The 12,413-nt window shown below is 36.0% G+C and carries 12 protein-coding genes; 7 read left to right on the top strand and 5 right to left on the bottom strand.

Going from position 1 to position 12,413, the window contains the following annotated elements:
* Window positions 1–61: 61 nt before the first annotated feature.
* Entirely contained in the window at window positions 62–973 is a 912-nt protein-coding gene (locus H3U49_RS03745) for a LysR family transcriptional regulator (protein ID WP_198179798.1), read from the bottom strand.
* A 150-nt stretch (window positions 974–1,123) separates the two neighbouring features.
* The gene (locus H3U49_RS03740) at window positions 1,124–2,926 is read right to left on the bottom strand and encodes an FAD-binding protein (protein ID WP_198179796.1); all 1,803 of its coding nucleotides are present in this window, start codon (window positions 2,924–2,926) and stop codon (window positions 1,124–1,126) included.
* Window positions 2,927–3,127: 201 nt separating this feature from the next.
* On the opposite strand from H3U49_RS03740, the gene H3U49_RS03735 reads away from it, so the two are divergent.
* The 5 genes from H3U49_RS03735 to lepA all read left to right on the top strand — a co-directional run bounded on the left by H3U49_RS03735 (window position 3,128) and on the right by lepA (window position 7,565).
* Window positions 3,128–3,541 carry a cupin domain-containing protein gene (locus H3U49_RS03735; RefSeq protein WP_198179794.1) on the top strand — a complete coding sequence of 138 codons (414 nt, stop codon included), beginning with the start codon at window positions 3,128–3,130 and terminating at the stop codon, window positions 3,539–3,541.
* A gap of 2 nt (window positions 3,542–3,543) precedes the next feature.
* Window positions 3,544–3,861 carry a carboxymuconolactone decarboxylase family protein gene (locus tag H3U49_RS03730; protein WP_034978182.1) on the top strand — a complete coding sequence of 106 codons (318 nt, stop codon included), beginning with the start codon at window positions 3,544–3,546 and terminating at the stop codon, window positions 3,859–3,861.
* Window positions 3,862–4,005: 144 nt separating this feature from the next.
* Window positions 4,006–4,974, top strand: a complete 969-nt coding sequence (locus tag H3U49_RS03725) for an asparaginase (RefSeq protein ID WP_198179792.1) — start codon at window positions 4,006–4,008, stop codon at window positions 4,972–4,974.
* 112 nt (window positions 4,975–5,086) lie between these two features.
* Entirely contained in the window at window positions 5,087–5,749 is a 663-nt protein-coding gene (locus tag H3U49_RS03720) for a TetR/AcrR family transcriptional regulator (RefSeq protein ID WP_232347617.1), read from the top strand.
* Window position 5,750: 1 nt separating this feature from the next.
* The gene (lepA, locus tag H3U49_RS03715) at window positions 5,751–7,565 is read left to right on the top strand and encodes a translation elongation factor 4 (protein ID WP_198179790.1); all 1,815 of its coding nucleotides are present in this window, start codon (window positions 5,751–5,753) and stop codon (window positions 7,563–7,565) included.
* Window positions 7,566–7,727: 162 nt separating this feature from the next.
* On the opposite strand, the gene H3U49_RS03710 is transcribed toward lepA, so the two are convergent.
* The 3 genes from H3U49_RS03710 to H3U49_RS03700 form a co-directional block, all read right to left on the bottom strand.
* Window positions 7,728–8,492 (bottom strand): hypothetical protein, encoded by a 765-nt coding sequence (locus H3U49_RS03710; RefSeq protein WP_198179788.1) that lies wholly within the window; start codon window positions 8,490–8,492, stop codon window positions 7,728–7,730.
* Window positions 8,493–8,494: 2 nt separating this feature from the next.
* Entirely contained in the window at window positions 8,495–9,037 is a 543-nt protein-coding gene (locus H3U49_RS03705) for a Panacea domain-containing protein (RefSeq protein ID WP_198179786.1), read from the bottom strand.
* 582 nt (window positions 9,038–9,619) lie between these two features.
* Window positions 9,620–10,312 carry a 2,3-diphosphoglycerate-dependent phosphoglycerate mutase gene (locus tag H3U49_RS03700; RefSeq protein WP_034978190.1) on the bottom strand — a complete coding sequence of 231 codons (693 nt, stop codon included), beginning with the start codon at window positions 10,310–10,312 and terminating at the stop codon, window positions 9,620–9,622.
* A 158-nt stretch (window positions 10,313–10,470) separates the two neighbouring features.
* Between H3U49_RS03700 and H3U49_RS03695 the strand changes: the two genes are divergently transcribed.
* On the top strand, window positions 10,471–11,268 hold the full coding sequence (locus tag H3U49_RS03695; protein WP_198179784.1) for a DUF6612 family protein: 798 nt from the start codon (window positions 10,471–10,473) through the stop codon (window positions 11,266–11,268).
* Between the two features lie 304 nt (window positions 11,269–11,572).
* Window positions 11,573–12,343: a hypothetical protein gene (locus H3U49_RS03690; protein ID WP_198179782.1), complete on the top strand. Its 771-nt coding sequence runs from the start codon at window positions 11,573–11,575 to the stop codon at window positions 12,341–12,343.
* Window positions 12,344–12,413: the final 70 nt, after the last annotated feature.

Here is a 12,413-nt window from a genome sequence, read left to right as displayed (position 1 = left end):
TTGTAAGATCAACGTTTAAGTGCTGATTACAAGCATTCCAAAAACAACTTTTATTTGTGCATTACTTATTTTTATCCTCAGATAAATATTCGTTTATTGCTTTTTTTAATGTACTGGCCACTTTTTCAAGTACAGAATCATTAGTAAAACTTTCCATGTATGCAATTCCATATGGTGAAATATCATGATAATCAATAGGAATATATTTAATTCCCTCCGATTGATAATCTGCAATGAAGTTGGGCAAAATGCCATAACCCCAACCACCTCTAACATAAATATCCATGGCCAAAAAATCTTGTACAAATTTGATATGTTCCATGCCTAATTTATTGATCAAAGTAGTTTGAAAATTCAATTGCACATTTAAGGAACTATTAGGATCAAGTAAAAATACATCACGATCAATTAAATCTGAAATAGAAATCTTAGATTTTTCTGCTAAAGGAGAACCCTTGGGACAAGCTACAACTACTTTGCCCTGAACCATTGGTTCGAAGCGAATATCTTCAACGACATCAACATCTTCTCGTGCAATTGCACATAAATCAACGTGATGGTTGAGAAGTTCACCAATAGAATTATTGAGTACAAAGACAAACTGGATGTTCAAGTTACTACCAGATTCACGCAATTTTCGCAAAAAAATGGGCAGAATTTTTTGCTCAAACGGTGTATCGCAGACTCCTATTCTTAAAAGCGTTTCAGGATCATTCTTTTTGCTTTGCAAATATGCTACCGTGTAATCCATATCATCTACCACATTGCGCGCAACACGATAGAAATACTTGCCAGCGCTCGTTAAGGAAATACGGTGATGAGCACGATTGATTAAAGTTACCCCCAGTGTATCCTCAAGATCCTTAATATTTTTAGAAACTGCCGACTGGGAGAAATTTAAGCGCTCTGCGGCGATAGTAAAACTGGAATTATCTATGGCCTTAATAAAACAGCGTAATTGAGTAAAATTCATTTTATTACCTCATCAAATCAACTAAAAATTTTCTTCCTATGTATATTATACTAAAAATTAACGTACTTAAAAAAGACTGTCCTATTAGTTACTGCTTTGAGCTATACAAAAGGGTCATTTAATTTTAATGACCCTTTTTAGCAATACTTACTACTTTATTTTACTTAGCGCATCCCTAACTGCGTCTTTGAGACCACGTGATGAACTCGAAGCACCACTGACTGCATCAACATCAACGGTATCTTCCTGAACCATCTTAGCAGGCAGAGTCTTAATAGCTTTCAAACCATAGTCATCTGACTCAGCCTGTTTCAAAACTTCAATATTCTTTAGGTTCTTTTGCTCATCAACAGTTACCCTGACAACTATTTCATCACCCATGCCTTTAGTAGATTTACCAATATATTGGTTCTCTCCTGTTTCATAGGTTTCATGTTTAAGATCTGAAGTTAAATGCTTTTCATGCATAGTAGCACCGCTTGCTGCATCGGTTGCTTCATCAACCTTTGGTTTAGCCGCATTTTCTCCAGCAATCTTGCCCCAAATCAAACATTCTGCCAAGTTATTGCCGCCTTGGTATTGGTTAGCACAGATACCGCCAAGTTCACCAGCAGAATAAAGATTAGGGATAGCTTTGCCTCTGGTATCCAAAATTTCCGCATTCTTATTTCTTCTTGGACCACCCTGAGTGTTAAGCATTGTCTGCTCCAGTTTGACGGCATAAATTGTATTACCGTCAAACGCACGCAAAGTAGCTGGATCTCTTCTAAATTCGGGATCGTCTTGTTCTTGACATGCTTTATTAAAACGATTGAGAGTATCAGACAAAACTGCCGGTTCAACCCCAATTTTATCGGCTAATTCGGAAACAGAGTCAGCCTTGATAACATTTTCTGTGTACGGCTTGTAATCGCCAATAATTTTATCATTATCTAATTCATGCTTTTTCGTTTCATCAAAAATCAAGTATGGGTGTTCTTGGTTTAGTGGTACTTTCCATTGACCATGATTCTTAATGTGACCGTGGCGGTTTTCTTCAATTTCATTAAAGTATCTGGTACCGTCATCACCTATAACAAAAACACTACCGTTAGAAACAGCTTCATTTTGAGCTCCCAGCATTAAACGGCCACGTTGACCTTTCGGCACTGCAAAAGCCATGCCATGAAGCAGGCCTACAGATTCATAATTATGTAAATGCCAAAAATCAGCGCCAACTTCCTGGGCCATTCTCAGCCCATCACCTTTGTTATAAAGGCTGCCTAAAGGTGCCAGCTTTTTGGCGCCAATAAAGTCTTCAATCATTCTTTGGTTATTTTCAAAACCGCCGGTAGTCAGCACGACACCATTTTTTGCTTGAACCTTTAATAGTTTACCATCGCGTTTAATAACCACGCCACAAATTTTTTTGCTTTCCGGATCTTGAACTAGTTCTTCTGCAGGTGTCCCATACAAAACATCAATTTTGTCTTGTCGCTTTACTACCTGCTTCTTTAAAATCTGCCATAAGGCAGCATCAAACCAATGTTTAGTTACAGAGGTTAAATCATAGGACTCTGAACCTGGAAATTCCGGATATTCTATGATAGTAATACTTTTATCAGTGGCATATTCCTTAGCACTATTTGGCTTAACACCCAAATATTTAGAAACATATTCAGGAATGTGCACCATACCGTCAACATAAGTATCAATCATATCTTCGTCAAGTTCCATTGGCGCCGTTAGTTTTTGATAATACTTTTTCATTTCATTAAAGTCATCGCCAGAACCAATTAATTGAGCCGAATAACGAGTATTACCGCCTTCATGACCCTCTGGAGCCGAATCAACCAGCAGTACTTTAGCATCATGGTCAGCTGCAAACCGTGCTGCAGTAGCGCCAGCACCGCCAAAGCCTAAGACTACAACATCATAATTTGCATCCCATTCAAAGTTTTTATGATAAATCATATTAATCTCCTTAATAAAATCGCTTTCATTTAACAAGTTAATTTTATCACGTTACTTTTTAACAAAATAATAAATTCACAAATCAATAACTAATTATTAATAAATATAATTTAACTCATATTTACTGTTAAAATAACTTGACTTAAAGCACACATTAAGTACTAAAGTAATCATATAAATAAGGTAAAAAGGAGAATCAATATGGACAATCACAAAGATGATGTGCAAAATGGTATTTTTGCTTTGGGTGAAAAGAATACTGCTTATCAAAAATATTTTATTGGCCAGAGTTACCTGCAAAGCTTGGTCAATGATCCTAAGATTAACGTAAGCGTCTCAAACGTTAGTTTTGAACCGTGTTGTCGCAACAACTGGCACCAGCATATGGGCGGTTTTCAAATTTTATTAGCTACCGCTGGCGAAGGCTGGTATCAAGAAGAAGGCAAGACTGCACGTAAATTACATCCGGGAGATGTAGTAGTTGTTCACGACGGTGTTAAGCACTGGCATGGTGCTACCAAAAATAGTTGGTTTGCGCATATTGCTATCACTGCGGGAACACCAAAATGGTTGGAGCCAGTCACAGATGAAGAATATGAAAAATTGGAGGATTAAAAATGAAAAAGCAAACAGCCGGTAGAGATAACTTAGGTGATTTTGCACCTAAGTTTGCGGAATTGAATGATGATGTTTTATTTGGTGAAGTCTGGTCAAGAGAGGACAAGTTGTCTGCTCGTGACCGTAGTTTAATTACCTGTGCCGCATTAATGGCACAAGGAGCTTTTCCTCAACTCAAATCACATATGATTATTGGAAAAAAGAACGGCATTACGAAAGACGAAATGGTCGAACTGATTACTCATTTGGCATTTTATTGTGGCTGGCCGAAGGCTTGGTCTGCTTTTGATTTGGCAAAAGAAATTTTCACTGATTAAAACCTTTAATTTAAAGCAGCTGGCCTTTTTGTCTGGCTGCTTTTTTATGTCTAAAATCTATGGTCTTTAACGGTTTCTGCATCCCTAATTTTATGCTAACCTGTAAAAGTATTAATTAAAGAAATTACAGGAGCAAAAACCTATATGAGTAAAAAAATTCTGATCTTACATACTGGTGGCACCATTTCAATGTCAGAAGATGAAAATGGCAAAATTAAGCCTAACAGTCAAAATCCCTTGGCTGACCTCTCTTTAAACGTTAATGACGATGTCCAGATAGTTACTGAAGAAATTTTCAACTTGCCTTCTCCTCATATGACACCAGAGCGCATGTTGCAACTTTCTCTGCGGATCCGCCAAGCAGAAGCCGAAGGCTTTTTCGGGGCAGTCGTGACTCACGGCACAGACACCCTGGAAGAAACAGCTTTATTTTTAGATTTAACCATTTCCAGTAAAATGCCTGTGGTAGTAACTGGAGCTATGCGCTCTTCTAATGAAATTGGCAGCGACGGGCTGTACAATTTCAGAACCGCAATCATGGTAGCCAGTTCTGATGCTTCTATTGGCAAAGGTGTTGTAGTTGTGATGAATGATGAAATTCATTCTGCCCGTTATGTTACGAAGACCCATACTACAAATGTTGCTACTTTTCGCACAGCCACATTTGGTCCTATAGGCGTTGTATCTGAAGGCCACGTTAATTACGTGCAAACCATCAATCCCCAGCAACACTTACCAATTGACCACATTATTGCAAATGTTTATTTAGTAAAGGCCTATGCAGGAATGGGACCAGAGATCTTTCAAGCTTTAAACAAGCCATCAACAAACGGGTTAGTAATTGAAGCTTTAGGTGCCGGTAACATGCCACCGCAAACATTACCTGAATTGCAAAAACTGCTTGATAATGGAATTCCCCTGGTATTGGTTTCCCGTTGTTTTAACGGTATTGCTGAACCAGTTTATGATTATCAAGGGGGCGGTGTCGGATTAGCCAAAATGGGCATTATCTTCTGCCGCGGTCTCAATGGACAAAAAGCCAGAATTAAGCTCTTAGTTGGTTTAAGTGCTGGTCTGAAAAATGAGCAATTAAAGAAATACATTAATAATTAAATCAGCAATGAAAACCATCTTCATATAAAGATGGTTTTTTCTTGCAAAAATTGGTAATTATTTGTAAAATGACCGTTGGTCATTATTGAATGAAAGGAGTATATCTGCCATTATGTATGTCTTGACTCCCAAAGAAAAAGAAGCAAAAAAACAGCTAATTGCAGCTGCTGCCAGCAAGTTATTTCAAAAAAATGATTTTAACCAAATATCTATGGCGCAAATTGCCCGTGAATCTGGCGTTGCCAAAGGCACACTATTTAATTATTTTAAAACTAAAGAAAATATCTTTATGTACTTATTGCTTTCTGGTTACCAAGATTACCTCACGGAAGTTCTTCAGCGTTTTCAAAAAACTAAAAATATCACTTCTTGGGCTGATTTTTGCTCTTTTATACTAGAGCAAAACCATTTGTTAATTAGTCAGAGAACTGATTTATTACGGCTTAACGCGCTACGTGGTCCAATTTTAGAAACTGCCGCTGACAGAGAACAGACATTGGCTGGTCGCGAAAAACTCTACGAAATAAACAGGAAACTGGGACAAGCAATAGCCGAAAGAATTCCACTGCTTAGCGTTAAGCAAGCCAGTCACCTTTTCATCATTCAAAGTGCAATTATTAGCGGACTAATGAATATGATGAACCTGGATGAGTTTCACCATGATCAATTACCCGTTGATTTTAAAGTTTTTCAAATCGACCTCGAACAAGAAGCCAATCAATTAATGCTCTTTTATTTACAAGGCTTAGAGCAAAAACTGAAAGGAGCAAAATAAAATGAAACTTGCTAATATTAGAAATTTTGCCATAATTGCTCATATTGATCATGGTAAATCAACATTAGCTGACAGAATTATGGAACAAACTGATACTGTCAGCAAAAGGCAGTTAAGTGACCAACTTTTGGACAGCATGGAAGTTGAACAGGCTCATGGTGTAACAGTCAAATCAAGGTCAGTGCGTAACTTTTATCAAGCGGACAACGGTCAGGAATACGAATACAATTTAATCGATACCCCAGGGCACGTTGATTTTACTTACGAAGTTTCTAAAAGTCTGGCTGCCAGTGATGGCGCTATTTTACTAGTCGATGCAACTCAGGGTGTACAAGCACAAACCGTAGCCAATTTGCGTTTAGCTTTAAAACATAATCTGACTATCATTCCGGTGATTAACAAAATTGACAATGCAGCGGCAGACGTAGAGGCAACGGAGGCACAAATACGTGCGCTGCGTCCCGAATTTGCTGATGTGGATATTTTAAAAATTTCTGCTAAAACAGGAGAAAATGTTCATCAAGTATTAGAAGCAATTTATCAAAAAATTCCAGCCCCTCAGGGAAAACCCGATGCAGCACTTAAGGCACTGATTTTTGACTCACAGTATGATTCCTACCAGGGAATTATCGCGGATGTCAGACTAATTGATGGTCAGTTAAAGAACCAGCAAAAATTGCAGCTAATGCAGAGCGGCAACACATTTAATGCGCAAGCAATAGGGATTTTCACACCAAACATGCAGCCAGTAAAAGAATTAAATGCGGGAGAAGTCGGCTATATTGTGACTGGAATTAAAGATGTCGCCAGCGTCCAGGTTGGCGATACCTTAACCACTGCAGAAAATCCTACTAAAAATGCCATTCCCCACTTTAAGCCAGCACAATCAATGGTTTATGCCGGTTTTTATCCTAAAGGAGATACCAGTTATGAAGCTTTAAAACAAGCTATTAGTAAGCTAGCTCTCAATGATTCCGCTTTTCATTACGCTCCCGAACAGTCTGAAGCTCTTGATGCTGGCTTTCGCTGCGGTTTCTTAGGCATTTTTCACTTGCAAATAATCCAAGAACGACTGCGCGATGAATATCATGTGGAAGTATTAACCACTGCACCGAATGCAACCTATCATGTTTATCTCAAGCAGCCTCAGCCTAAGCAGGAATACCTCACTATCACCAATCCAGCGAAATTTCCTGACTTTTCTGAAATTGATTACGTCACTGAATCTTATGTCAAAGCAGTTATCACCACGCCCAATGAATATTTAGGAGCAGTCATGAAATTATGTGACCAGCATTTTGGGGAAATGGTTGACTTGGACAATCAACAAGATTTAGTCACATTAACATACAAACTGCCTGTTTCTGAAATTGCCTATGACTTTTTCAACAGCTTAAAATCAATTACTCATGGGTTTGCTACGCTTGATACCGAATTTCTGGATTACGAACTGGTTGATGTAGTCAAAATTCAAATTCAGATCAACTATGCCGCTGTTGATGCTCTCGATATTATTGTGCCACGCCAAAAAGCCGATTTGATCGCCCATAAGTTGGTCAAAAAATTAAAATATACGGTTCCACGTCGTCTATACCCGATGCCGGTGCAAGCAATGGTGGAAAATAAATCAATTGCGAGAGTTGACGTGCCGCCTTTACGCAAAAATGCAGCTGTGAACGGTGAAAAAAGAAGCATCTCAAAAAAGCAACAACTTTTACGCAGACAAAGTTTAAATAAAAGACAAGCTGTTAAAAGCGATATTAAGTTGCCCCAAAGCGTTTTCGATGCCATTTTAAACATTAATGAACCGGATTAGAACACATACCAAAAAGTCCCCTTATTTAGACTTATAATCTCTAATAAAGGGGGCTTTTTGATTAAACTATTCAAATAAAAGCTCTAGTCTAGTGCAGCAATATTCTCTAACTGTAGTAACTAGGTAACTGAATTTTGGTATAAAAGATACTTCTTGTAAAAGTTAGTCTAGCCAGTTTATAAGTTCTTTTTTTATTGCCTTTCTACTTACTTTCTTTTGAAACAATTCTTCTAAAGAGCAATTAAAGTCCTTTACTTTTTGATATTCTATTTCATTTATCTCGTCACGAGATTTACCCTTACTAGGAACAGGACAAACCAAATGATGTGGATCCAGCAGAAAAACAATTAACCAGCTTTCTTCTTTTTCACTATTGATATTTTCCACATCATATACGGAAAAAGCTCTAAATTTTCCTTTACCTGCCCCATCACTAACCTGAGTGTATTCATTAGTGATATAAGATTCATATATCGCATACCTTTTAAAATCAATGTTAATGCAGGCACTAAAGATTGCATTAATTCTCTTTCCATTTTTCAAAGACAAATTAATCAATCTCAATTTGTTATTAACTACTTCAGAATTACAAAAAATATTTTCAATGTTAATCCCAATCGAATCATTATAATTCTCCATTGAGCCATAAATATAATTTGTAAAGAAAAGATTTGCTATTTTTAGACTGTTTAAACAACAATGTAAGAAGGCTACTTTAGGCTTTATTGATTGGGCATTTAAAGGAAACTCAATTTTTTTGACAGTTGAAGAAAAATCTAAGCCATCAAGGTTAGAATCACTGTTCACTTTTTGTTCATCTGTTAAAAAGCTCAGACCATTAAGCTTTTTATTAGATTGGGATTTCTTATCTTGATTAAAAAAGTTCAAATTGTTAAAAGACTTATTTGAACTTTTATGTTTCTTCATTTTTACTCACCTATATAATTGATATAATCCTGTTTTATTTGGTTACTATCAATTTTACAGTGTTGCTCATTTTCGTTATACGCATCTTTCCAAGCCTTGTCTTTATGAGATCTCTGAACTAAACCGAAATCATTTACTTCATTAATCTGATCTACTAAATTATTAATAAATAATAGAACTTCTCTCTTTTCGGATTCACCTGTAGAAATTTTATCTTGAATTTCTTTTGAATTAAGTTTTTTAATTTCATCGCCTTTATAGGCCGCATATACTTTATTTATGACTGGACCGTATCTCCATGCTTCAAAGTCAGGTTCAAACAGCTCTGGAGGATAAGCACCATCTTGCAGATCAAACTCGCTTTGATCATCAGTACTGTACTGAATATTGCCGTATGTAGCTGAATAAAAAGCCCACAAAAAATACAAGGTTTTTTGAATTTTCAGCGGTGTAGGATTATCCAGTCTATGTTCTAAATACCCAGCTAAATCTAATACGTTGTCAAAAACAAATTTTGCGGTTTTTTTATCAGCAGTTTCGGTCATATGTATGCACCCTCTCCCCTTCAGTAAAACCAAGAAATCTAGATTTCTTGGTTTTACTATAACACTATTTTGCCCGAAATTAGTGTGATTTAAGCAAATTTATACAAAACTTACGTTCTGTCTATATTTTAAAAAACAATTCAAAAAAATTGCGATATATTTAGTCAAAGCACTAAGTAAATTACCATTTATTTGTTATCTTTCTAGTTAACTCTACTTTTACTTAGCAAAATGCGTGAGGACAAAATTAAATAAATCAATTTAAACCTGATAGCATATTATGCTACTATGTTAAAGAAGTTATCTTTAGCTATTATGATAAAAATGGTTTGTAAGTTTTTACATATCTTGTCTAATAGGAATCCGTAAAACTATCAGAAAAGATATTATAAAGAGGAATAAAAATGAAAACTGAAACAGAAAAATTGCTTGATGAATTAACAAAAGATGACCCAAAATTAAAAGAATATGCTGAACAATATGGTCGGAAGCTTGACCATGCTGTCAAAATTCACAAATAAACTATGGCTACTAAAAAATTCCTAACCGTGAAAGTTAGGAATTTTATTTTTTAGCTTAAAATTAGTCGTCTAATTTTTCTTTGTTAGTGACATTCAACTTGTCATCAAAGGTGTAAACTACTGGTTCACCGGTCTTCATTTCCAAGTTCATAATATCAGCATCAGAAATGTTTTCGATGTACTTAGTCAAGGCACGAAGTGAATTACCATGAGCTGCAATAATAACGTTCTTGCCAGCTAACAAGTCTGGAGCAATGTGGTCTTCCCAGAAAGGCATAACTCTTTCCAAACAAACCTTTAAATTTTCAGTCCGAGGAATGATGTGGGGATCAAGATCGGCATAACGACGATCATGAACTTGGCTGTATTTAGAGTCATCCTCAATCTTTGGTGGCAAAACATCATATGAACGACGCCAAATGTGAACTTGCTCATCACCGTATTTATCAGCAGTAGCTTTCTTGTTTAAGCCTTGCAAGCCGCCATAATGACGTTCGTTTAATCTCCAGCTCTTAGTTTCGGGAACCCAAAGTTGGCCACTTTCTTCTAGAGCATAGTGTAGAGTCTTAATGGCACGAGTTAAAACAGATGTATAAGCTTGATCGAACTGCAGACCATGTTCCTTAATTAACTTACCTGCGTTCTTTGCTTCTTCAACGCCTTTTTCTGATAAATCTACATCAATCCAGCCAGTAAATTTATTTTCAAGGTTCCATTCACTTTGTCCGTGACGAATCAAAACTAATTTTGACATGAAATATCTCCTTTGCAAATTAAATGTTTCACTTACTATTTTACACATTTACATTTTGTTTTCATAGGGTTTAGTGCTAAAAATCGTTTTTTAAATACAAGTTTTACGATACAATAGATATAATGATGATTATAAGAAAAGAGAATATCTAACTCACTATGAAATTCAAAAAAATATTAATGGGCTTGAGCTTAGTTGCAGCGCTTGCTGCAGGCGGATGCTCCAAGCAGAAAAAGCAAAGCGAACCGATTTTAACTAAAAGCCAAGTAATTAAATGTTCACAGAAATCATTTAAGAGCGGACAAGCTAAGCAGATCGTAACCCTTGGTACCGATACTTCCAAGCAAATTGTTGCTACAACTGCCCTTTTTGGTGGCAATCCTACCGTATTTCAACTTAACTACCAAACGCAAGCTAAAGGTAAAACACAATCTTCGCAAGAATGGGTTGACAATTCCAATCACGTTTATATTAACGGCTCAAGTGACTGGTATAAAGCGGATTTTAACAAATTAACCGGGCACTCTTACGCTGATTTACTCGATTCTATAATTAATAATTCAATGTTAATGGATCCACCTAAGGCTCTGACTAACGCTTATAAAATGACTAGAAAAGGTCACACTTATACTTTAAAAGCGAACATCACAGACCAGAAAACGATGAAAGATGCATTAGATCCAATATTTACTACCAATACTCAAAGTCCCAAGCAAAAAACCATCTATCATAAATTAGTCAAATTGGGCAAAATTAAAGGTATGACTGCAAAACTTGTGGTTAAAAATAAAAAGATGTATAGCTTTCAATATCTAGTTAAAATTAGAGTAAATAAACTAATGCAATTCAGTGCTGGACAAAGTTATGGCAACATGGGCAGCAAAGACTTCTTAAAGATACCTACCAATGCCCTTAATGCCAAACCACTGCCTAAAACAAACAAAAAGAAAAAATAGTTCTAAGTAAAATATAACGGTTACTCCGAAACGAAAAATTTCGGAGTTTTTGTTATACAAAATACCTAATATAGTTGATGACCCAGTGGTAAAACCCTGATTTGCAAAACCTAATTTATTTTAAAAATCAAAAAATCATACTCTCATTAATGTACAAAACAATTCTCATCATTTTTAAACTCTATTGCGTCAAGACTACTGTTGTTACGGTGAAAAATCGGACAAGTTTTTATATCAACTTGACTAAAAATGCTATATAATTTCCTTAAGGCAAAATAAGAATATTAAAAAGGAGATGTCCACAATGAAATTGAAGAAATTTTTAACGGCTATGTTATTGTCTGCCACTTTAGTTGGTGGTGGTCTAACTCATGCAAAAACAGTCGATGCAGCATTATCAAAAAAGCAGGCTATTGCAATTGTTAAAAAGAAAGAGAGCAACCAAACTAGTGGCCAATATACTACCAGTACAAAGATTAAAAGTGGTAAGCAAAAAATAAATTTCGACTCTCATGGTGCTTTTACCACCAAGCCTGAACTAGTTCAAGCCACTACCAAAGTAAAATCTGGCAAACACGCTGAAACAGTAGAGCAATGGATTGATATGGACGCAAAACGTGTCTACACCAAAGCAGATGGCAAATGGCAATATACACCTATTGCAGACGCTGATACTGCCAAAACTGATATAAAAAAATATAGCAGCGATCTGAAGAAATTTGCTAAAAGCATCACTACTGATTTGAGCAAAAATGCCAAACTTAGTCATAAAGATGGAGTTTATACCCTCAAAAGTAATGTCAATATTACTAAGGCAAGTAAATTTCTGAACAAAATTTTTAAAGACTATAAGGTAGATCTCAAGTCGTTCAAAAAGCACGTTAAACTCAGCAAGTGTAATGTTACTTTTAAAATCAAAGATAAAAAAATAACAAGCACTGCTACTTCTTTTAAAATGAACTACGACAAAAAAATGCCAGCTTCATTCAACTTTAGAATCTTTGGCTTCGGTAATTTCGACTCTTTGAAGTTACCAGATGAAGTCAAGAACGCCACTCCAGCTTCTGCAAACTAATTTGAGCAATAAAGTAAAGGTCTTTATATGAAAACAACTATTTTTAGTAAATATTTAACTATCATAATTA

Source organism: Lactobacillus sp. W8174 (assembly GCF_016100975.1).
GTDB classification, from domain to species: domain Bacteria; phylum Bacillota; class Bacilli; order Lactobacillales; family Lactobacillaceae; genus Lactobacillus; species Lactobacillus juensis.
Note: the sequence above shows the minus strand (reverse complement) of the source record. Positions and strands in the feature narration are given on the sequence as shown.